This is a genomic window from Citrobacter sp. FP75 (genome assembly GCF_018342065.1).
Lineage (GTDB): Bacteria > Pseudomonadota > Gammaproteobacteria > Enterobacterales > Enterobacteriaceae > Citrobacter.
This window is the reverse complement of the sequence record NZ_JAFDOE010000002.1, coordinates 614,748-636,792: the sequence shown is the minus strand read 5'-3', so window position 1 is coordinate 636,792 and position 22,045 is coordinate 614,748. Positions and strand designations below refer to the sequence as shown.

Annotated in this window: 23 protein-coding genes; 18 read left to right on the top strand and 5 right to left on the bottom strand. The window is 53.8% G+C overall.

The genetic code is table 11. The features are described 5' to 3' along the window. Positions 1 to 20 precede the first annotated feature (20 nt). From glaH to csiR, 6 genes are all read left to right on the top strand, one after another. Positions 21 to 998, top strand: coding sequence for a glutarate dioxygenase GlaH (gene glaH / locus JQ822_RS10720; RefSeq protein WP_213133446.1), 978 nt, complete (start codon positions 21 to 23; stop codon positions 996 to 998). Between the two features lie 19 nt (positions 999 to 1,017). Further along, positions 1,018 to 2,286 (top strand): L-2-hydroxyglutarate oxidase, encoded by a 1,269-nt coding sequence (gene lhgO / locus JQ822_RS10715; protein ID WP_213133445.1) that lies wholly within the window; start codon positions 1,018 to 1,020, stop codon positions 2,284 to 2,286. Positions 2,287 to 2,309: 23 nt separating this feature from the next. Next, positions 2,310 to 3,758, top strand: a complete 1,449-nt coding sequence (gene gabD / locus JQ822_RS10710; RefSeq protein WP_213133444.1) for an NADP-dependent succinate-semialdehyde dehydrogenase — start codon at positions 2,310 to 2,312, stop codon at positions 3,756 to 3,758. Positions 3,759 to 3,782: 24 nt separating this feature from the next. Beyond that, on the top strand, positions 3,783 to 5,066 hold the full coding sequence (gabT, locus tag JQ822_RS10705) for a 4-aminobutyrate--2-oxoglutarate transaminase (protein ID WP_213133443.1): 1,284 nt from the start codon (positions 3,783 to 3,785) through the stop codon (positions 5,064 to 5,066). A 186-nt stretch (positions 5,067 to 5,252) separates the two neighbouring features. Then, complete coding sequence (gabP, locus tag JQ822_RS10700) at positions 5,253 to 6,653, top strand: GABA permease (protein WP_213133442.1); 1,401 nt, start codon at positions 5,253 to 5,255, stop codon at positions 6,651 to 6,653. Between the two features lie 45 nt (positions 6,654 to 6,698). After that, positions 6,699 to 7,385 carry a DNA-binding transcriptional regulator CsiR gene (csiR, locus tag JQ822_RS10695; RefSeq protein ID WP_135324595.1) on the top strand — a complete coding sequence of 229 codons (687 nt, stop codon included), beginning with the start codon at positions 6,699 to 6,701 and terminating at the stop codon, positions 7,383 to 7,385. A gap of 12 nt (positions 7,386 to 7,397) precedes the next feature. Here the strand turns inward: csiR and lysM are convergent, their stop codons facing one another. Both lysM and JQ822_RS10685 read right to left on the bottom strand, forming a co-directional pair. Continuing rightward, entirely contained in the window at positions 7,398 to 7,847 is a 450-nt protein-coding gene (lysM, locus tag JQ822_RS10690) for a peptidoglycan-binding protein LysM (RefSeq protein WP_135324594.1), read from the bottom strand. A 97-nt stretch (positions 7,848 to 7,944) separates the two neighbouring features. Next, entirely contained in the window at positions 7,945 to 8,103 is a 159-nt protein-coding gene (locus JQ822_RS10685) for a YqaE/Pmp3 family membrane protein (protein WP_003037242.1), read from the bottom strand. Between the two features lie 184 nt (positions 8,104 to 8,287). Between JQ822_RS10685 and JQ822_RS10680 the strand changes: the two genes are divergently transcribed. Together JQ822_RS10680 and JQ822_RS10675 are read left to right on the top strand one after the other, a co-directional pair. After that, entirely contained in the window at positions 8,288 to 8,587 is a 300-nt protein-coding gene (locus JQ822_RS10680; protein ID WP_213133441.1) for an ArsR/SmtB family transcription factor, read from the top strand. 9 nt (positions 8,588 to 8,596) lie between these two features. After that, entirely contained in the window at positions 8,597 to 9,124 is a 528-nt protein-coding gene (locus JQ822_RS10675; protein ID WP_213133440.1) for a rhodanese family protein, read from the top strand. A gap of 187 nt (positions 9,125 to 9,311) precedes the next feature. On the opposite strand, the gene stpA is transcribed toward JQ822_RS10675, so the two are convergent. Further along, entirely contained in the window at positions 9,312 to 9,716 is a 405-nt protein-coding gene (gene stpA / locus JQ822_RS10670; protein ID WP_213133439.1) for a DNA-binding protein StpA, read from the bottom strand. A gap of 487 nt (positions 9,717 to 10,203) precedes the next feature. Between stpA and alaE the strand changes: the two genes are divergently transcribed. Continuing rightward, the gene (gene alaE / locus JQ822_RS10665) at positions 10,204 to 10,653 is read left to right on the top strand and encodes an L-alanine exporter AlaE (protein WP_096756011.1); all 450 of its coding nucleotides are present in this window, start codon (positions 10,204 to 10,206) and stop codon (positions 10,651 to 10,653) included. A 35-nt stretch (positions 10,654 to 10,688) separates the two neighbouring features. On the opposite strand, the gene JQ822_RS10660 is transcribed toward alaE, so the two are convergent. Next, positions 10,689 to 11,039, bottom strand: coding sequence for a DUF2002 family protein (locus tag JQ822_RS10660; RefSeq protein ID WP_135324589.1), 351 nt, complete (start codon positions 11,037 to 11,039; stop codon positions 10,689 to 10,691). A gap of 122 nt (positions 11,040 to 11,161) precedes the next feature. Beyond that, positions 11,162 to 12,496: a MocR-like pyridoxine biosynthesis transcription factor PdxR gene (pdxR, locus tag JQ822_RS10655; protein ID WP_213133438.1), complete on the bottom strand. Its 1,335-nt coding sequence runs from the start codon at positions 12,494 to 12,496 to the stop codon at positions 11,162 to 11,164. A 90-nt stretch (positions 12,497 to 12,586) separates the two neighbouring features. Between pdxR and JQ822_RS10650 the strand changes: the two genes are divergently transcribed. From JQ822_RS10650 to JQ822_RS10610, 9 genes are all read left to right on the top strand, one after another. After that, entirely contained in the window at positions 12,587 to 13,018 is a 432-nt protein-coding gene (locus JQ822_RS10650) for a carboxymuconolactone decarboxylase family protein (protein WP_213133437.1), read from the top strand. A gap of 222 nt (positions 13,019 to 13,240) precedes the next feature. Beyond that, complete coding sequence (gene nrdH, locus JQ822_RS10645; protein ID WP_213133436.1) at positions 13,241 to 13,486, top strand: glutaredoxin-like protein NrdH; 246 nt, start codon at positions 13,241 to 13,243, stop codon at positions 13,484 to 13,486. Continuing rightward, complete coding sequence (nrdI, locus tag JQ822_RS10640; RefSeq protein ID WP_213133435.1) at positions 13,483 to 13,893, top strand: class Ib ribonucleoside-diphosphate reductase assembly flavoprotein NrdI; 411 nt, start codon at positions 13,483 to 13,485, stop codon at positions 13,891 to 13,893. Before nrdH ends, nrdI begins: the two co-directional genes overlap by 4 nt. Further along, positions 13,866 to 16,010 carry a class 1b ribonucleoside-diphosphate reductase subunit alpha gene (gene nrdE / locus JQ822_RS10635; RefSeq protein ID WP_213133434.1) on the top strand — a complete coding sequence of 715 codons (2,145 nt, stop codon included), beginning with the start codon at positions 13,866 to 13,868 and terminating at the stop codon, positions 16,008 to 16,010. Before nrdI ends, nrdE begins: the two co-directional genes overlap by 28 nt. Before the next feature lie 10 nt (positions 16,011 to 16,020). After that, positions 16,021 to 16,980 (top strand): class 1b ribonucleoside-diphosphate reductase subunit beta, encoded by a 960-nt coding sequence (gene nrdF / locus JQ822_RS10630; RefSeq protein WP_213133433.1) that lies wholly within the window; start codon positions 16,021 to 16,023, stop codon positions 16,978 to 16,980. 354 nt (positions 16,981 to 17,334) lie between these two features. Beyond that, positions 17,335 to 18,537: a glycine betaine/L-proline ABC transporter ATP-binding protein ProV gene (gene proV / locus JQ822_RS10625; RefSeq protein ID WP_213133432.1), complete on the top strand. Its 1,203-nt coding sequence runs from the start codon at positions 17,335 to 17,337 to the stop codon at positions 18,535 to 18,537. Then, a complete protein-coding gene (gene proW, locus JQ822_RS10620) occupies positions 18,530 to 19,594 on the top strand; it encodes a glycine betaine/L-proline ABC transporter permease ProW (RefSeq protein WP_213133431.1) in 1,065 nt (354 codons plus the stop codon). The genes proV and proW overlap by 8 nt, the downstream gene beginning before the upstream one ends. 93 nt (positions 19,595 to 19,687) lie before the next feature. After that, positions 19,688 to 20,683 carry a glycine betaine/L-proline ABC transporter substrate-binding protein ProX gene (gene proX / locus JQ822_RS10615; RefSeq protein WP_213133430.1) on the top strand — a complete coding sequence of 332 codons (996 nt, stop codon included), beginning with the start codon at positions 19,688 to 19,690 and terminating at the stop codon, positions 20,681 to 20,683. Between the two features lie 150 nt (positions 20,684 to 20,833). After that, the gene (locus tag JQ822_RS10610; RefSeq protein ID WP_213133429.1) at positions 20,834 to 22,018 is read left to right on the top strand and encodes an MFS transporter; all 1,185 of its coding nucleotides are present in this window, start codon (positions 20,834 to 20,836) and stop codon (positions 22,016 to 22,018) included. Positions 22,019 to 22,045: the final 27 nt, after the last annotated feature.

The window sequence follows — 22,045 nt, the reverse complement described above, 5'->3', positions numbered from 1 at the left end:
TACTGAGAGGATCGACTCTGATGAACGCACTGACTGCCGTACAACCGAACGCTGAAGATCCAACCCAGCACTACAGCGGCTTCACGCTGAAACCGTCAGCCCAATCTCCACGCCTGCTGGAACTGACGTTTTCTGCCCAGACCGCGGAGCAATTTCTGCAAGCCGTGGCGCAGTGGCCAGTGCAGGCGCTGGAATACAAATCCTTCTTACGCTTCAAAGTGGCGAACATCCTCAATGATTTGTGCGGCAATCAACTGCAACCGCTGCTGCTAAAAACGCTGCTGGATCGTGCCGAAGGCGCATTGCTGATCAACGCGGAAGGCGTCGATGACGTGGCGCAGGCGGAGGAGATGGTCAAGCTGGCGACGGCGGTGGCACATCTGATTGGGCGCTCCAACTTTGATGCGATGAGCGGTCAATACTACGCGCGATTTGTGGTGAAAAACGTCGATAACTCAGACAGCTACCTGCGCCAGCCGCACCGCGTGATGGAACTGCATAACGACGGCACCTACCTCGAAGAGGTAACCGACTACGTGCTGATGATGAAAATCGACGAGCAGAACATGACCGGCGGTAACTCGCTGTTGCTGCACCTCGACGACTGGGAACATCTGGACCACTACTTCACGCACCCGCTGGCCCGCCGCGCGATGCGCTTTGCCGCACCGCCAAGCAAAAATGTCACCCAGGACGTGTTTCATCCGGTGTTTGACGTCGACCAGCAGGGTCGCCCGGTGATGCGCTACATTGACCAGTTCGTCCAGCCAAAAGATTATGAAGAAGGTGTCTGGCTCAGCGACCTGTCCGATGCGCTGGAAACCAGCAAAAGTATCCTGTCCGTTCCGGTTTCAGTCGGCAAATTCCTGCTGATCAACAACCTGTTCTGGCTACATGGTCGCGATCGCTTTACCTCGCATCCGGACCTGCGCCGCGAACTGATGCGCCAGCGTGGTTATTTTGCCTACGCTACCAACCACTACCAGACTCATCAGTAAGCGCGAAGGAATTAAGCGGATGTATGATTTTGTGATTATTGGCGGTGGCATTATCGGCATGTCGACCGCCATGCAACTGATTGATGTCTACCCTGACGCCAGAATCGCGCTGCTGGAAAAAGAGTCCGGCCCGGCCTGTCACCAGACGGGCCACAACAGCGGCGTGATTCATGCCGGGGTTTATTACACCCCCGGCAGCCTGAAGGCTCAGTTTTGTCTGGCTGGCAATCGCGCCACTAAAGCCTTTTGCGATCAAAATGACATCCGCTATGACGTCTGCGGAAAGATGCTGGTCGCCACCTCAGAGCTGGAAATGGAGCGCATGCGCGCGTTGTGGGATCGCACCACTGCCAACGGTCTGGAGCGCGAATGGCTGAACGCCGAGGAGCTACACGAGCGCGAACCCAACATCACCGGGCTGGGCGGGATTTTTGTCCCGTCGAGCGGGATTGTCAGCTACCGCGAAGTGACCGCCGCGATGGCGAAGATTTTCCAGGCCAAAGGTGGCGAGATTATTTATAACGCCGAAGTCAGCGCGCTGAAAGAACACGCGGCGGGCGTGATTGTACATACCCGTCAGGGCCAGGAATATGAGGGCGCGACGCTGATTAGCTGCTCCGGACTGATGGCTGACCGACTGGTGAAAATGCTCGGCGTCGAGCCCGGTTTTATCATCTGTCCGTTCCGTGGCGAATACTTCCGTCTGGCGTCAGAACATAACCAGATAGTTAACCATCTAATTTATCCCATCCCCGACCCGGCAATGCCGTTTCTCGGCGTGCATCTTACCCGCATGATCGACGGCAGCGTCACGGTCGGCCCTAACGCGGTACTGGCGTTTAAACGCGAAGGCTACCGTAAACGCGACTTCTCGCTCAGCGATACGCTGGAGATCCTCGGCTCTTCCGGCATCCGCCGCGTGCTGCAAAACAACCTGCGATCCGGGCTTGGCGAAATGAAGAATTCGCTGTGCAAAAGCGGCTATCTGCGGCTGGTACAAAAGTACTGCCCGAGCCTGACGCAGAAGGATCTACAGCCGTGGCCTGCGGGCGTGCGGGCGCAGGCGGTATCGCCAGACGGCAAGCTGATCGACGATTTCCTGTTTGTCACCACGCCACGCTCAATTCACACCTGTAACGCCCCTTCTCCGGCGGCAACGTCGGCGATCCCCATCGGCGCGCATATCGTCAGCAAAGTTCACGCGCTGCTGGAAAACCAGAGTAATCCCGGACGCACGCTGCGTGCGGCACGTAGCGTGGAGACATTACACGCCGCCTTTACCCGTTAAACTTTTTACGACAGGAAGCAATCATGCAACTTAACGATCCCACCTTGTTTCGCCAGCAGGCACTGATTGACGGCCACTGGCGTGACGCCAACAGCGGCGAGACCCTCGCAGTAACCAATCCGGCCAACGGTCAGCAATTGGGTAGCGTACCGAAAATGGGGGCAGATGAAACCCGCGAAGCCATTGAAGCCGCTAACCGTGCGCTGCCCGCCTGGCGTGCGCTGACCGCCAAAGAGCGAGCGACTATCCTGCGCCGCTGGTTCAACCTGATGATTGAGCACCAGGACGATCTCGCCCGCCTGATGACCCTCGAGCAGGGTAAGCCGCTGGCGGAAGCTAAAGGCGAAATTACCTATGCCGCCTCCTTTATTGAGTGGTTTGCCGAAGAAGGTAAACGCATTTATGGCGACACGATCCCCGGCCATCAGGCCGATAAACGCCTGATCGTCATTAAGCAGCCCATCGGCGTGACCGCCGCGATTACGCCGTGGAATTTTCCGTCCGCGATGATCACCCGCAAAGCCGGCCCAGCACTGGCGGCAGGCTGTACCATGGTGCTTAAACCCGCCAGCCAGACGCCGTTCTCCGCGCTGGCGCTGGCAGAACTGGCTAATCGCGCCGGGGTCCCGGCAGGTGTTTTCAGCGTGGTGACCGGTTCAGCGAGCGCGGTCGGCAACGAGCTGACCGGCAATCCGCTGGTGCGCAAACTGTCGTTTACCGGCTCGACTGAAATTGGTCGCCAATTGATGCAACAGTGCGCTAAAGACATCAAAAAAGTGTCGCTGGAACTGGGCGGCAATGCGCCGTTTATCGTTTTTGACGATGCCGATCTCGACAAAGCCGTTGAAGGCGCGCTGGCCTCGAAGTTTCGCAACGCCGGACAGACCTGCGTCTGCGCCAACCGCCTGTACGTACAGGACGGCGTGTATGACCGTTTCGCCGAAAAGCTTCAGCAGGCGGTAAACAAACTGAACCTCGGTGACGGCCTGCAACCTGACGTCACCACCGGACCGCTGATCGACGAGAAAGCGGTCGCTAAAGTGCAGGAGCACATCGCCGACGCGCTGGATAAAGGCGCCCGGGTGCTCACCGGCGGTAAAGCTCACACGCTGGGCGGTAATTTCTTCCAGCCGACCATCCTTGTTGATGTTCCCAACCACGCCAAAGTCGCCAAAGAAGAGACCTTTGGCCCGCTGGCACCGCTGTTCCGTTTTACCGATGAAGCCGACGTGATTCAGCAGGCTAACGACACCGAGTTCGGTCTGGCCGCCTATTTCTACGCCCGTGATTTAAGCCGCGTTTTCCGCGTGGGCGAAGCGCTGGAGTACGGCATCGTCGGGATTAACACTGGCATTATCTCCAACGAAGTCGCCCCCTTTGGTGGCATCAAAGCCTCCGGTCTTGGCCGTGAAGGATCGAAATACGGCATCGAAGATTACTTAGAAATCAAATATATGTGCATCGGACTTTAATAAAATAATACTGGAGAACACCTGATGAGCACCAACAAAGAACTCATGCAACGTCGTAGCAACGCGGTCCCTCGTGGCGTAGGGCAGATCCACCCGATTTTTGCCGAGCGCGCAGAAAACTGCCGGGTCTGGGACGTTGAAGGACGCGAATTCCTCGACTTTGCCGGCGGTATCGCAGTGCTGAATACCGGCCACCTGCATCCACAGATTGTCTCGGCGGTAGAAGCGCAGTTGAAAAAGCTGTCGCATACCTGCTTCCAGGTGCTGGCCTACGAGCCGTACCTGGAACTGTGCGAAATCATGAACCAGAAAGTGCCGGGCGATTTCGCCAAGAAAACCCTGTTGGTGACTACCGGCTCCGAAGCGGTGGAAAACGCAGTGAAAATCGCCCGCGCCGCCACCAAACGCAGCGGTACGATCGCCTTCAGCGGCGCGTACCATGGCCGTACCCACTACACCCTGTCATTGACCGGCAAGGTAAATCCTTACTCAGCCGGGATGGGACTGATGCCGGGCCACGTCTATCGCGCCCTGTATCCTTGCGCGCTGCATGACATCAGCGAAGACGATGCCATCGCCAGCATCCATCGCATCTTCAAAAACGATGCCGCGCCGGAAGATATTGCCGCCATCGTCATTGAACCCATCCAGGGCGAAGGCGGTTTTTATGCCGCCTCACCTGCTTTTATGCAGCGCCTGCGCGCCATTTGTGATGAGCATGGGATCATGTTGATTGCCGATGAAGTGCAGAGCGGCACGGGCCGGACCGGCACGCTGTTCGCCATGGAGCAGATGGGCGTCGCACCGGATATTACCACCTTCGCTAAATCCATTGCCGGAGGCTTCCCGCTGGCGGGCGTGACCGGACGCGCCGAAGTCATGGATGCGATCCCACCGGGCGGTCTGGGCGGCACCTATGCCGGAAACCCCATTGCCTGCGCCGCCGCGCTGGCGGTGCTGAATATTTTCGAACAGGAAAACCTGCTGCAAAAAGCCAATGACCTCGGCAACACCCTGCGCAACGGTCTGCTGGCGATTGCCGAAACCCACCGCGAGATAGGCGACGTGCGCGGTCTCGGCGCGATGATTGCTATCGAACTGTTCGAGGATGGCGATCGCAATAAGCCTAACGCTAAATTGACCGCCGAGATTGTCGCCCGCGCCCGTGATAAAGGGCTGATCCTGCTCTCCTGTGGGCCGTACTACAACGTGCTGCGCATCCTTGTTCCGCTAACCATTGAACAGGGGCAAATCCGCCAGGGGCTGGACATTATCGCTCAGTGTTTTGCCGAGGCGAAGCAAGGCTAACACGTTTGCACCTGTGCCGGATGATGACGCAAACGCGCCTTATCCGGCCAACAAAAAACGCAATCCGTAGGCTGGATAAGGCGGAGCCGCCATTCGGCAAGCAGGATCAATAACAATAATACGCGTGCCCCAGCGCGGGAATGCCGGGGTGCTCTCCCAAGTGAAATACTTTCGAGAGGTTTAAAGATGGGGCAAGTGTCGCAATCACATGATTTAGGGGGCGGGCTGAAATCACGCCACGTCACCATGCTGTCTATTGCCGGCGTTATCGGCGCAAGTCTGTTTGTAGGGTCAAGCGTGGCCATTGCAGAAGCCGGTCCGGCGGTACTGCTGGCCTATCTGTTCGCCGGGTTACTGGTAGTGATGATTATGCGTATGCTGGCCGAAATGGCCGTCGCCACGCCAGATACCGGATCGTTTTCCACCTATGCCGATAAAGCCATCGGCCCGTGGGCAGGGTATACCATCGGCTGGCTGTACTGGTGGTTCTGGGTGCTGGTTATCCCGCTGGAAGCCAATATTGCCGCCATCATCCTGCATTCATGGATCCCGGGCGTTCCCATCTGGTTATTTTCCCTGGTTATCACGCTGGCATTAACCGGCAGTAATTTGCTGAGCGTTAAAAATTACGGTGAGTTTGAGTTCTGGCTGGCGCTGTGCAAAGTGATCGCCATCCTGGCGTTCATCGCCCTGGGTGCAGCGGCAATTAGCGGTTTTTATCCGTACGCCGAGGTAAGCGGAGTATCAAGACTGTGGGATCAGGGTGGCTTTATGCCCAACGGTTTTGGCGCGGTGCTAAGCGCAATGCTGATCACCATGTTCTCCTTTATGGGGGCTGAGATTGTCACCATTGCTGCCGCAGAATCCGACACGCCGGATAAACACATCGTGCGCGCCACCAACTCGGTTATCTGGCGTATTTCCATCTTCTATCTGTGTTCCATTTTCGTGGTGGTCGCGCTGATCCCATGGAACATGCCGGGACTAAAAGAGGTGGGCTCTTACCGCTCGGTGCTGGAGCTGCTGCATATCCCGCACGCCAAACTGATTATGGATTGCGTGATATTGCTGTCGGTGACCAGCTGTCTGAACTCGGCGCTGTATACCTCCTCCCGTATGCTTTATTCCCTGAGTCGTCGCGGCGATGCCCCGGCCTTTATGGGAAAAACTAACCGCAGTAAAACGCCTTATGTCGCCGTGCTGCTCTCCACCGGGGCGGCGTTTCTCACCGTGATCGTGAATTATTACGCACCGGCAAAAGTGTTTAAATTTCTCATCGACAGCTCTGGCGCCATCGCGCTGCTGGTCTATCTGGTCATTGCCATTTCCCAACTGCGGATGCGCAAAATCCTGCTGGCGGAAGGGACTGATATCAAGATGAAAATGTGGCTCTATCCGTGGCTGACGTGGCTGGTGATCGGCTTTATTGGTTTTGTACTGGTAGCAATGTTGTTTCGTCCGGCACAACAGCTGGAAGTTATCTCAACCGGGCTGTTAGCCATCACGATTATTTGCACCGTGCCGATTATGGCACGCTGGAAAAAGCTGCTATCGTGGCAAAAAGCACCGCTGCACAGTTCGCGTTAAACCCGTTCCCGGCGCAGGCCGGGACACCTTTTCAGGAGTAAGACCATGACCGCCATTTCCCAACCGACGGCCATTGATGGATACCGCTGGCTCAAGAACGACATCATCCGCGGAGTATATCAGCCCGATGAAAAACTGCGGATGAGCCTGCTGACTTCGCGCTATGAACTGGGTGTCGGGCCGTTGCGCGAAGCACTTTCACAGCTGGTGGCGGAGCGACTGGTCACAGTGGTCAATCAGAAAGGGTATCGCGTAGCGTCAATGTCTGAGCAGGAGCTGCTGGATATTTTTGACGCCCGCGCCAATATGGAAGCCATGTTGGTAAGTCTGGCTATTGCGCGGGGTGACGATGCCTGGGAAGCCGAGATTCTGGCGCGCGCGCATATGCTCAGCAAGCTGGAGGCCATTGATGCCAGCGAAAAAATGCTGGATGAATGGGATCAACGCCACCAGGCGTTTCATTCGGCGATTGTTGCTGGCTGTGGATCGCAATATCTGCTGCAAATGCGTGAACGACTGTTCTCGCTGGCGGCACGCTACCGGTTTATCTGGCTGCGTAAAACGGTGCTGTCAGTGGAAATGCTGGAAGATAAGCACGATCAGCATCAGACGCTAACCGAAGCGATTCTGGCGCGCGATGCCACACGCGCCAGCGAATTAATGCGCCAGCATCTGCTGACGCCGATTCCGATTATTCAGCAGGCGATGTCCGGCAAATTACTGACGGAATAAGCCTGAACACCATTATTGTTCCGGAATACGCAAAACCTGCCCAGGATAAATTTTATCCGGGCTTTTCAGCATCGGTTTATTTGCTTCAAATATCTGATTATACAGGTTGGCGTTACCGTAAACCTGTTTGGCAATCGCGCTCAGGGTATCTCCTGATTTCACGGTATAAAACTGGCTTTCACTCGCAGGCGCAGAGGTTTTAACCTGATCGTCTACGCTGCCGATACCCGAGATATTGCCAATCGCTATCAGGATTTTTTCTTTCGCTTCCTGACTTAATCCATCACCAGAAACGGTGGCCTTGCCTTCGTTAATTTGGACATTCACTTTATCGGCATCAGGGATACCGGTTTTACTCAGGTGTTCCTGCACCTTTTTCGCCAGATCGGCAGTGTCATGATTTCCAGTGACCGCATCCCAAAGTTTTTCACCCGCATCTTTTACAAAATTGAAGAGTCCCATATCCACCTCGGTAGTTAACAATCAACACCTGGAAGTGTAGCAGAGGAGAAAGGACGGCAAAGAAAACGGCGCAAATGCGCCGTATGAGAAGAAGGTATTAATTACGCGTTTGTATCCAGAACGCGTGGATCAGACCCGGGATATAGCCCAACAGCGTCAGCACAATATTGAGGATAAACGCCCAGCCGAAACCTTTGCCCAGCAGCACGCCAAGCGGGGGCAGAATGATGGTGAAAACAATTCTCCAGAAACCCATACACACTCCATACAAGCAAAAAATTAGTCATTGTTTAGAAAGAGATTTTATCTCTAAGATTAATCAGTGTAGCTAACTCTTCCCGTCTCGCCCTGCTGTTTTACCCTCCTTTACGCTCTTGACGCTGGCGTACGTCGCCGCTTTACTTTAGAATTCACTTAATTTAGCAACTACTAAAATAAATATGACTGAACTTGAACAACTCCAGGCCAGCGCTGAACAGGCCGCTACCTTACTGAAAGCAATGAGCAACCCGAAACGGCTGCTGATTTTGTGCATGCTCTGCGGGTCGCCGGGGACCAGCGCAGGTGAGCTGGCGCGGATCACCGGGCTTAGCCCTTCCGCTACCTCCCAGCATCTGGCTCGGATGCGCGAGGAAGGGTTGATCGACAGCCAACGTGATGCCCAGCGCATTCTCTACTTCATCAAAAATGCGGCGGTGAATTCCCTCATCGCCACATTAAAAACACTGTATTGCCCATAAGGAGCCAACATGACTATTGGGACGATTTCCCCGCGCGAGGCGCAGGCGCTGCTCGCGCAGGGAGCCAAACTGATTGATATTCGTGATGCCGATGAATATCTGCGCGAACATATCCCGCAGGCGCATCTGGCACCGTTGTCTGCGCTTGAGCAGGGGTCATTACCAGATAATTTACGCGCCGAACGCATTATTTTTCACTGCCAGTCAGGGAAGCGCACGCAAAACGCGGCCGCAAAACTGAGTGCGATTGCTGCACCAGCACAATCCTGGTTGTTGGAGGGGGGAATCGACGGCTGGAAGGCAGCAGGTTTATCGGTTGTCGAAGATAAATCACAGCCGTTACCGCTGATGCGCCAGGTGCAAATTGCCGCAGGTAGCCTTATCTTACTCGGCGTAGTTCTCGGTTACGCCATTAGCAGCGCCTTCTTCCTGCTCAGCGGTTTTGTCGGCGCCGGGCTTATCCTGGCGGGCGTTACCGGCTTTTGCGGCATGGCGCGACTGCTGGACAAAATGCCCTGGAACCAGAGAATTCATTAATTAACGTTGAAGTCAGCTGAAATAAAGCCGGATAAACATGCGTTATCCGCCAACAATTATACACGTCATCCTTCAAGCTGCCTCTGCGTTGGCTACATCTGCTCACCCCAGTCACTTACTTGAGTAAGCTCCTGGGGATTCTCAGACTTGCCGCCTTGATGCAACTTGAATGATTTTGTGTATATCGTTATGCGATCAAAAAATCATCGAGAGTTTTACCGGCTGCCAGTGCCAGCGCAATGGGCTTCGGCGTGCGGCCTTGTCCGGTCCAGGTTTTCGTTTCCCCATTGAGATCGATATAACGATATTTCGCCGGGCGCGGCGGACGTTTTTTAACAGCTCGTGATGTCGCTGTCGTTATGTTAAGCAACGCTTCGGGATCAATTCCGTCCGCTTTCATCAACTCCAGCAAGGTATTAATTTTTTCCTGCTTCTCTGCTCGTTGCCGCTGTAACAGTTCTTCCTCGTCACGTCGTTCTTGCGTCACAACTCTGAACTTTTCCAGCATCTCTTCGAGAATATCGACGGGAAATTCACGCGCCATCGCCCGCAGCGAACGGATATTATTTAAGTTTTTTAACATTGAGCTCATATTAATAAAACCTCTTTAACGCATAAAACAAAATTGGCCATACAGAAGAAATTGTATTCGATTGATTATTCTATTTCCAGTCCCTGTCGCTCGCAAACTATTAAACCCAAAGTTCATGTTATTATTTATCTGTCTCACAAATGAACAACCTCGCGATATTTTATAATAAGCCGATAAAAAAAATAAATATGTCTGCGTGCTATTCGTCAACATTCAGAAAGGGGCGTAAAAAAACCAGAAAAACAAGTCATCATAACATAATGATTTAAAAGAAATTTAATCAACATGACAACGAAAATGCCAAAACGAACAAAAAACAAACCATTACAGAGCATTTTATCGACAAAAAGGTTATAAATAAAAATTTTAAGCTAGTTGATAGTTATTATGTAGGCAGATATCCTATTAAAACGCGAAAGCAACAAGACAAATCACTAGTAACAAGGCATTCAAAACCTTTTTACCTCTTATTACAAGGAGCATTAACATGTTCTCTCCGCAGTCACGCTTGCGTCATGCTGTAGCAGACACGTTCGCGATGGTTGTTTACTGTTCTGTCGTGAACATGTTGATTGAAGTATTTCTCTCAGGAATGACCTTTGAGCAGTCGCTTTCTTCCCGACTGGTGGCGATTCCGGTCAACATTCTGATCGCCTGGCCTTACGGTATGTATCGCGATCTGTTTATGCGCGCGGCGCGTAAAGCCACGCCGGCGGGATGGGCAAAAAATCTGGCTGATGTGCTGGCATACGTGACATTCCAGTCACCGGTGTATGTGGTTATTCTGCTCACGGTTGGCGCAGACTGGCACCAGATCACAGCGGCTGTTAGTTCAAACATCGTGGTATCAATGCTGATGGGTGCCGTATACGGCTACTTCCTTGATTATTGCCGCCGCCTGTTTAAAGTCAGCAGCTATCATCAGGCGAAAGCCTAAACGTCTCTTCGCGACTGGCCCCGCCAGTCGCGTCTTTAGTTTGAACTCACGTCGCCAAACAACCCATTTAAATAACGTTCCAGCGCAATACGCGAACTAAAGCCATGGGGAATACCATAATGCTCATGGGTTTCTCCGGCTAAATAAAGCGGGAATTGCTGATAGTGATCGCAGGTTTTAATATCCGTCGACGGGTCTGCCAGCGAAGAGCTTCGCTCTTTTAATGTAGGATGAATGACTAATGCGGTACGTCCCATGCGCGCTTCACGGTTAACGTACACATAATTTTCGCCACGTCGATAACCGTACGCTTTCTGCGTCACCACATCCACGGTAAAGCCCACTTTCTCAAGTACGCGCGCCACCTCATCGGGTCTTAAATACATATATTTTCCTCGTTATCTTTTACTGCGGGCTTACCTTACCTGATTCAGCATTAGCAACGCTTTCAGAAAAGTCCATAAACGTGTGAATAAGGTAAGACGGCTAACTTAAGCATGGCGCTGAATCAGGTTATTGCCAGCCGAAGTTGACGGGCTGCCTGCCGGGCCATTTCCGCCGAATGGATATTGGTAAATGACAGTAATATTCCGCCCTTTCCCGTTGATGTTATTCGCCACTGACTCAACGCCTGAACCGCCAGGCCGGCCTGATTCGCTTTGCGCACCAGCGCCGTATCCTCTCCTGTCACCGACATCACCAGTTGGATGCCCCCTTCCTGGGGTACGACGGTAAAGCCTTGTTCTGCCAGCGCACTTTCCATCCACTGACGCCGTTGAGCGTAGTGTTGACGCATTTTTTTCAGGTGGCGCCAGAAATGGCCGTCACGAATAAAATCCGCCAGCGTTTGCTGCCATAGCAGCGGCACGCTACAGGCTGTCAGCGCCGCCTGACGGTGAAAGCGCGCGACCTGCGTGACGGGCACCACCAGCCATGCCGTGCGTAAAGCGGGAAACAGCGATTTACTGAACGTTCCGGCATAAATTACCCGCTGCGGCGCATCCAGGCTTTTTAGCGGCGGCAACGGTTTTCCGTGGTAGCGAAACTCACTGTCATAATCATCTTCAATGATCCATGCCTGCGCGCGAGTGGCCCACTCCAGCAACTGGTGTCGACGGGCGAGTGAGAGGGCAATACCCAACGGGCTTTGATGGGCGGGCGTGAGGAGTGCAAAACGCGCCTGAGGGTAGTCACGGATCCCAGCGCTCACATCCAAACCCTCGCCATCAACCGGGACGGGCATCAGTGCAACCTGCTCCTGCGTTACAACCGGACGGATCAGCGGAAAACCGGGATCTTCTACCCACATCCCTTCACCAGGCTTGGCCAGCGCCCGCAGGATCAAGGTCATTGAGGCCGCATAGCCTGAAGTGATAAAAACCTGCTCCGGCAGGCATTCAATACTGCGCGACACCCGCAGGTAATCAACTATCGCCTGGCGTAACAACAGTTCGCCTCCAACATCCCCAAGCGCGAGGTCAAAACGCGTCTGCGTGCGTAAACGCCGCCCCATCACCCGCGCCCAGACATCGCGGGGAAAGAGATCGAGTGCCGGTAATCCCATCTGAAAAGGCTGCGGCGTGGGGCTTTCTCCGGCAAAAACCGCTGGCGCGACGGGCGTGGCGTCCAGTCGCAGTTGTTTACTGACAAACGTCCCTGCCTGCCCGTGTCGTTCAAGCCAGCCCTGCGCCACCAGCTCGGCGTAGGCGTTTTCCACCGTCGAGCGTGAAACGCCCAGTTCCTGGGACCAGGTGCGGCTGGATGGCAATCGTGTGCCAGGCTTAAGTTCACCTTTCTCAATAGCGGTTTTTAACTGACGGGCGATTTGCTGGTAGCGTGGCATCTATGGTCTGCTTTTTTGATAATAATATGGCTCTCTATAGCAGACCATTATAGTGCTACAGTGCGGGTCATCCAAACGAGGAGAAATACCATGACGATGTTACGCCAGCCCTATTATGAACTCAGCCCTGAAATCTATAACGCCCTGGTTCAGGCCAGCAAAGCGCTGGAAAACTGCGCGCTGGAACCTACGCTGACGGAGCTAATTTACCTGCGGGTCTCGCAAATCAATGGCTGCGCGTTTTGTCTGGAAATGCACAGCAAAGCCCTGCGTAAGTCTGGCGTAGATCAGGCTAAACTGGATGCGCTGGCAGGATGGCGGGTTAGCCACCATTTCAGTGAGCAGGAACGTGCGGCGCTGGCCTGGGCCGAGTCAGTCACCCATATCGCCTCTACGCATGCCGAAGACGATGTTTATCTGCCGCTGCTTGACCATTTTAGCGCCAAAGAGGTCAGCGATCTGACGTTCGCTATTAGCCTGATGAACTGCTTTAACCGCCTGGCGGTGGGTATGCGCATGTAATTCTGCGCTGCCGGATGGCGGTATGTCGCCATCCGGCAACCTGTCATGAAACACAACCCTTCCCCCGCCACGTTCATCACCCGGCCCTCATCAATCTAAAATTCCCATATCTTGTATGGTTGAATCTTTTTTAAACTACATCTAGTATTGATTCCATCAGAACACACACAACCCGACGCCATTATCGCGCCGCTCTTTTATCCTAAAATGGAAATACGAATCATGCGCATTGTTATTTACACTCGCAACAACTGTGTTCAGTGCCACGCCACGAAACGAGCAATGGAAAGCCGTGGGTTTGACTTTGAGATGGTGAATGTCGATCTGGCCCCTGAGATGGCTGATACCCTTCGCGAGCAGGGATTTCGGCAATTACCGGTGGTGGTGGCAGGGGAAACCAGCTGGTCAGGATTTCGCCCGGATATGATCAATCGCCTGCGCCCACAACCCCACGTGGCCAGCGCATGAGTACCCTCGTCTACTTCTCCAGCAGCTCTGAAAATACCCATCGCTTTATGCAGCGTCTGGGGCTGCCTGCCGTGCGGATCCCGCTAAACGAACGCGAACGGATCCGGGTAGACGAACCTTACATTTTAGTCGTGCCGTCTTACGGCGGCGGCGGTACGGCAGGCGCGGTCCCGAGACAGGTGATCCGCTTTTTAAACGATGTCCACAACCGGGCATTAATCCGCGGCGTGATCGCCGCCGGCAATCGCAATTTTGGCGACGCTTACGGTCGCGCGGGTGACGTGATTTCACAAAAATGCGCCGTGCCGTGGCTCTATCGCTTTGAGCTGATGGGGACACCAGGCGACATCGACAACGTTCGAAAAGGAGTGAACGAATTTTGGCAACAACAACCGCAGAACGCGTAATTCAGCCCACGCTGGATTATCACGCGTTAAACGCCATGCTGAATCTGTACGACAACGCCGGGCGTATTCAGTTTGATAAAGACCATCAGGCGGTGGACGCTTTTATGGCTACCCACGTGCGACCCAACTCGGTGGTTTTTGCCAGTCAGGACGCGCGTCTGGATACGCTGGTTAGCGAAGGCTATTACGACGAAAGCGTTTTGACCCGTTACGATCGCGCTTTCGTGGTGAAGCTTTTTGCCCACGCCCACGCCAGCGGGTTTCGCTTCCAGACGTTTCTCGGCGCATGGAAGTACTACACCAGCTATACGCTGAAAACCTTTGACGGTAAGCGCTACCTCGAGGATTTTGCCGATCGCGTGACAATGGTGGCGCTGACGCTGGCACAGGGTGATGAGACTCTCGCCCTGCAACTTACCGATGAAATGCTCGCCGGGCGTTTTCAGCCCGCCACGCCAACCTTCCTCAATTGCGGCAAAGCTCAGCGCGGCGAGCTGGTCTCCTGCTTCCTGCTACGCATTGAAGACAACATGGAGTCCATTGGACGCGCAGTAAATTCGGCACTGCAGCTTTCCAAACGCGGCGGTGGCGTGGCGTTTCTGCTCTCCAGCCTGCGCGAAGCCGGGGCACCGATTAAGCGCATTGAAAATCAGTCTTCCGGGGTGATCCCGGTGATGAAGATGCTGGAAGATGCTTTTTCCTATGCCAATCAATTGGGTGCACGTCAGGGAGCGGGGGCGGTGTATCTGCACGCGCACCACCCGGATATTCTGCGTTTTCTCGATACCAAGCGCGAAAACGCCGATGAAAAAATTCGCATCAAAACGCTCTCGCTCGGCGTGGTGATCCCGGATGTCACCTTCCGTCTGGCAAAAGAGAATGCGCAGATGGCGCTGTTCTCTCCCTATGACGTGGAGCGTATTTACGGCAAACCGTTTAGCGATATCGCCGTCAGCGAGTTGTACGATCAACTGGTCGCCGACGCACGCGTAAGTAAGAAATACATCAACGCCCGTGACTTCTTCCAGCGACTGGCGGAAATTCAGTTTGAGTCAGGCTATCCCTACATCATGTTTGAAGACACGGTGAACCGCGCCAACCCGATTGCTGGTCGCATCAATATGAGCAACCTGTGCGCGGAAATTTTACAGGTCAACAGCGCCTCAACCTACGATGAAAACCTGGACTACGCGCAGACCGGACGTGATATCTCCTGCAATCTCGGCTCACTGAACATCGCCCACACCATGGATTCACCGGATTTTGGCCGCACCGTTGCAACGGCAATTCGCGGTTTAACCGCCGTTTCAGATATGAGCCATATCCGCAGCGTACCGTCGATTGAAGCCGGAAACAGCGCCTCACACGCGATTGGCCTTGGGCAGATGAACCTGCATGGCTATCTGGCGCGCGAAGGTATTGCCTACGGTTCGCCGGAGGGGCTGGATTTCACCAACCTCTATTTCTACACCATCACCTGGCATGCCCTGCATACCTCAATGTTGCTGGCCAAAGAGCGCGGCCAGACCTTTGCCGGATTCAGCCAGTCGCGCTACGCCAGCGGCGAATATTTTGACCGCTATTTAACAGGTGACTGGCAGCCGAAAACCGAGAAAGTCCGCGCGCTGTTTGCCATCAGCGGCGTGACGCTGCCAACACGCGAAATGTGGTCGCAACTGCGTGAAGATGTGATGCGCTACGGCATCTACAACCAGAATTTACAGGCGGTGCCGCCAACCGGCTCCATCTCCTACATCAACCATGCCACCTCAAGTATTCACCCGATTGTGTCTAAGGTGGAGATTCGTAAAGAGGGCAAAACCGGACGCGTTTATTACCCTGCCCCGTTTATGACCAATGACAATCTGGCGTTATATCAGGATGCGTATGAAATTGGTCCGCAAAAAATCATCGATACCTACGCCGAAGCGACAAAACACGTCGATCAGGGTCTGTCGCTGACGCTCTTTTTCCCGGATACCGCCACCACCCGCGATATCAACAAAGCGCAGATCTACGCGTGGAAAAAAGGCATCAAAACGCTGTACTACATCCGACTACGCCAGCTGGCGCTGGAAGGCACTGAAATCGAAGGCTGCGTGTCATGCGCATTGTGAGGAGAGCAGGATGAAACTGAACCGCGTGAGCGCCATCAACTGGAACAAGATTGAGGATGATAAAGATCTGGAGGTGTGGAACCGCCTGACCAGTAATTTCTGGTTGCCGGAAAAAGTTCCGCTATCGAATGATATTCCCGCCTGGCAAACGCTGAGTGCCACCGAACAGCAGCTCACTATTCGCGTCTTTACCGGGCTGACGCTGCTCGACACCATTCAGAATATTGCTGGTGCCCCCGCGCTGATGGCGGATTCACTAACTCCACATGAAGAAGCTGTGTTGTCGAATGTCAGCTTTATGGAAGCTGTGCATGCCCGTTCATACAGCTCTATTTTCTCTACGCTGTGTCAGACCAAGGATGTGGATGCGGCCTACGCCTGGTGTGAAGAAAACGCCTCGCTGCAGCGCAAAGCGAATAGTATTTTGCACCATTACGCCAGCGATAACCCACTGAAGAAGAAAATTGCCAGCGTATTTCTGGAATCTTTCCTGTTCTATTCCGGTTTCTGGCTGCCGATGTATTTCTCCAGTCGCGGCAAACTGACGAATACTGCCGATCTTATTCGCCTGATTATTCGTGATGAAGCAGTTCACGGTTATTACATCGGCTATAAATATCAAAAAGGGCTGGAGCATATTTCAGCTGACGATCGAGAAGAACTGAAGAATTTCGCCCTCGATCTGCTCATGGATTTGTACGATAACGAAGTACGCTACACGGAAGAATTGTATGCCGAAACTGGCTGGGTCGACGATGTGAAAGCGTTCCTGTGTTACAACGCCAATAAAGCCTTAATGAATCTGGGCTATGAGGCCCTGTTCCCGGCGGAAATGGCGGATGTTAACCCGGCCATCCTCGCCGCGCTGTCGCCCAACGCCGACGAAAACCATGATTTTTTCTCCGGTTCAGGATCGTCATACGTGATGGGAAAAGCCGTTGAAACGCAGGACGACGACTGGAATTTCTAGTTCTCATTTTCGCGGAAAATACCCTACATTTTCCGCGTTATTATTTTAACGGGATCACATTTTTATCACACAAATATCATTGTGTGATCTACACTCAATATTAGCCGTATTATTCGCCTGCATTTCAACAATTCAGGTGGATTTTCGCTGTCATTTACAAAAAATATCGATCAAGCCTTATCCACGCTCAGCCCTTATATCATGGGAAATCCCGCCACCTGGCCTTCGGCAATATTCATGCCATAACCAAATTCAGGGTTGTCTCAGATTCTCAGTATGTTAGGGTAGAAAAAGGTCACTATTTCCACCAGGTAATATATCGATATAAACAAATAACAGGAATCATTCTATTGCATGGCAATTAAATTAGAAGTTAAAAATCTCTATAAAATATTTGGCGAGCATCCCCAGAGAGCGTTCAAATATATTGAAAAAGGATTTTCAAAAGAGCAGATTCTGGAAAAAACAGGGCTATCGCTTGGCGTTAAAGACGCCAGTCTGGCCATTGAAGAAGGCGAGATATTTGTCATCATGGGATTATCCGGTTCGGGTAAATCCACAATGGTACGCCTTCTCAATCGCCTGATTGAACCCACCCGCGGACAGGTACTGATTGACGGCGTAGACATCGCCCGGATATCCGATGCCGAACTTCGCGAGGTGCGCAGAAAAAAGATTGCGATGGTATTCCAGTCCTTTGCCCTGATGCCGCACATGACGGTGCTGGACAATACGGCCTTCGGTATGGAATTAGCCGGTATTGCTGCGGATGAACGTCGTGAAAAAGCACTGGATGCGCTGCGCCAGGTTGGGCTTGAGAATTACGCTCACGGATACCCGGATGAACTTTCCGGTGGTATGCGCCAGCGTGTCGGTCTTGCCCGCGCATTAGCCATTAACCCTGACATCTTATTAATGGATGAAGCCTTCTCTGCGCTCGATCCCTTAATTCGTACCGAGATGCAGGATGAGCTGGTAAAACTGCAGGCGAAGCATCAGCGAACCGTGGTCTTTATTTCCCACGATCTCGACGAAGCCATGCGTATTGGTGACCGCATTGCCATTATGCAAAATGGTGAAGTGGTGCAGGTCGGTACCCCGGATGAAATCCTGAATAACCCGGCCAATGATTATGTGCGCACCTTCTTCCGTGGCGTTGATATTAGCCAGGTATTCAGCGCGAAAGATATTTCCCGTCGTAGCCCTGAAGGCTTAATTCGCAAAACCCCCGGGATTGGCCCACGTTCGGCCCTGCAATTATTGCAGGATAAAGATCGTGAATTTGGTTACGTGATCGAACGCGGTAATAAGTTTGTCGGCGTGGTCTCCATCGACTCATTAAAAGCTGCCTTAAAACAGGCACAGGGTATTGAGGCCGCACTGATCGACGAACCGTTAGCCGTGGAGGCGAAAACACCGCTGAGCGAGCTGCTTTCTCATGTCGGGCAAGCGCCGTGCGCGGTGCCGGTTGTAGATGAGGAACATCAGTATGTGGGCATTATTTCCAAACGCATGCTGCTACAGGCTTTAGACAGGGAGGGGGCAAACAATGGCTGATCAAACTAATCCGTGGGACACCACACCTGCGGCTGATAGCGCCGCACAATCCGCTGATGCCTGGGGGAGCGCGCCAAACGCGCCTGCCGACGGCGGCAGCGCAGACTGGCTGACCAGTGCGCCCGCACCGGCGCCTGAGCATTTCAATATTATGGATCCGTTCCATAAAACGCTGATCCCGCTGGATAGCTGGGTCACCGAAGGGATCGACTGGGTCGTTACCCATTTTCGTCCCGTCTTCCAGGGTATTCGTGTCCCGGTGGATTACATTCTCAACGGCTTTCAGCAACTGCTGCTGGGAATGCCAGCACCGGTGGCGATTATTCTTTTCGCTCTGATCGCCTGGCAGATTTCCGGCGTTGGAATGGGCGTTGCTACGCTGATTTCACTGGTCGCGATTGGTGCTATTGGTGCCTGGTCGCAGGCGATGATCACCCTGGCGCTGGTGCTGACCGCGCTGCTGTTCTGCGTGCTGATAGGCTTGCCAATGGGGATCTGGCTGGCGCGCAGTCCGCGTGCGGCGAAGATTGTACGTCCACTGCTGGATGCCATGCAGACTACGCCAGCGTTCGTCTATCTGGTGCCGATTGTGATGTTGTTCGGTATTGGTAACGTCCCGGGCGTGGTGGTGACGATTATCTTCGCCCTGCCGCCGATTGTCCGTCTGACCATTCTGGGCATTAACCAGGTGCCAGCCGATCTGATTGAGGCCTCGCGTTCCTTTGGCGCCAGCCCGCGTCAGATGCTGTTCAAAGTGCAGCTGCCGCTGGCGATGCCCACCATTATGGCAGGGGTAAACCAGACGCTGATGCTCGCCCTCTCGATGGTCGTCATCGCCTCGATGATCGCCGTTGGCGGGCTGGGTCAGATGGTTCTGCGCGGTATCGGTCGTCTCGATATGGGACTGGCCACCGTCGGCGGGGTTGGGATTGTTATCCTCGCCATCATTCTGGATCGCCTGACGCAGGCCGTCGGTCGCGACTCGCGCAGCCGTGGTAACCGTCGCTGGTACACCACCGGTCCCGTTGGGCTTATCACTCGCCCGTTCATTAAGTAATTCACCCGTTGCCCGGTGGCGCATTGCTTACCGGGCCTACAATTCATCAGCTTACACAAAATCATTCAAGATGAAGTGTAATGAGGAACAACGATGCGACATACCGTACTTTTTGCCACAGCGTTTGCCACCCTTGTCTCCACCAGCACTTTCGCTGCCGACCTGCCAGGCAAAGGCATCACCGTACAGCCGATCCAGAGCACGATTTCTGAAGAGTCCTTCCAGACACAGCTGGTCGCCCGTGCGCTGGAAAAACTGGGTTATACCGTTAACAAAACAAGCGAAGTTGACTACAACGTCGGCTACACCTCCATTGCCTCTGGCGATGCAACTTTTACCGCCGTGAACTGGCAGCCGCTGCATGATGATATGTATGCCGCAGCGGGTGGAGACAAAAAGTTTTATCGCGAGGGGGTATTCGTTACAGGTGCTGCGCAGGGATATCTGATCGACAAGAAAACCGCTGAGCAGTACAAAATCACCAACATCGCCCAGTTAAAAGATCCGCAGATCGCCAAAATCTTTGATACCAACGGCGACGGTAAAGCCGACATGATGGGCTGTTCACCGGGCTGGGGCTGCGAAGCGGTCATTAACCACCAGAACAAAGCCTTCGATCTTGAAAAAACGGTCGAGGTCAGCCACGGCAACTACGCGGCGATGATGGCCGACACCATTACTCGCTTTAAAGAAGGCAAACCGGTGCTGTACTACACCTGGACACCGTACTGGGTGAGCGACGTAATGAAACCGGGCAAAGATGTGGTCTGGCTGCAGGTGCCATTCTCTTCTCTGCCGGGTGAGCAGAAAGATATCGATACCAAACTGCCGAACGGCGCGAACTACGGCTTCCCGGTAAACACCATGCATATTGTTGCTAACAAAGCGTGGGCGGAGAAAAACCCGGCGGCGGCAAAGCTGTTCGCCATCATGAAGCTGCCGCTGGCGGACATCAACGCGCAGAACGCGATGATGCATGACGGTAAAGCGTCTGAGGCCGATGTTCAGGGTCACGTTGACGGCTGGATCAAAGCCCACCAGCAGCAGTTCGACGGTTGGGTAAAAGACGCGCTGGCTGCGCAGAAGTAATTACCGTTTATTATGCCGGATGGCGGCGCTTTGCGCCTTATCCGGCCTACTGCACATCCCCAACCGCACAATCCATCACCCAACAAATCAGCAACATCTAATCACTTCCGTTATGATTGTTTTCTGCAACCCATTATTCAGTTGAAAACAATGACGAAAACCACTCAGGGACTTAGCCCTTCGCTGATCCTGTTAATGTCCATCGCCACCGGCCTTGCCGTTGCCAGTAACTATTATGCGCAGCCGCTGCTCGACACCATCGCGCGCAACTTCTCACTGTCAGCCAGTACCGCAGGATTTATTGTCACCGCCGCGCAGCTTGGCTACGCCGCAGGTCTGCTGTTTCTGGTACCGCTTGGCGATATGTTTGAGCGTCGGATGCTGATCGTTTCGATGACGTTGCTCGCAGCAGGCGGCATGTTGATTACCGCCAGCAGCCAGTCGCTGGGCATGCTGATCCTCGGCACCGCGCTGACCGGGCTGTTCTCGGTCGTCGCACAAATTTTGGTTCCGCTGGCGGCTACGCTCGCCACGCCGGACAAGCGCGGTAAAGTTGTCGGCACCATTATGAGCGGCCTGCTGTTAGGGATTTTACTGGCGCGCACCGTGGCTGGACTGCTGGCAAATCTCGGCGGCTGGCGCACGGTATTTTGGGTGGCATCGGTACTGATGGCGCTGATGGCTATCGCGCTGTGGCGCGGTCTGCCGAAGATGAAATCGGAAACCCATCTTAACTATCCGCAGTTGCTGGGCTCGGTATTCAGCCTGTTTATCCACGATAAACTGCTGCGTACCCGGGCGATGCTGGGCTGCCTGACGTTTGCCAACTTCAGCATTCTGTGGACATCAATGGCGTTTTTACTGGCCGCTCCGCCGTTTAACTACTCAGAGGGTATGATCGGTCTGTTTGGTCTGGCCGGTGCCGCCGGTGCGCTAGGCGCTCGCCCGGCGGGCGGTTTTGCCGATCAGGGTAAATCCCACCTTACCACCACTGCGGGTCTGCTGTTACTGCTGCTCTCCTGGCTGGCAATCTGGTTTGGCCATACGTCAGTGCCGATGCTGATTATCGGTATCCTGATACTGGATCTCACCGTTCAGGGTGTGCATATCACCAACCAGACGGTTATCTACCGCATTCACCCGGATGCGCGTAACCGGCTGACTGCCGGATACATGACCAGCTATTTTATTGGCGGGGCGGCAGGTTCACTGATATCAGCCTCTGCCTGGCAGCATGCCGGTTGGGCTGGCGTTTGTCTGGCGGGTATGACCGTTGCCATACTCAACCTACTGGTCTGGTGGCGAGGTTTTCACCGCCAGGAAGCCGTAAATTAAGCGTATAGCACGTGTTTACCGCTGATT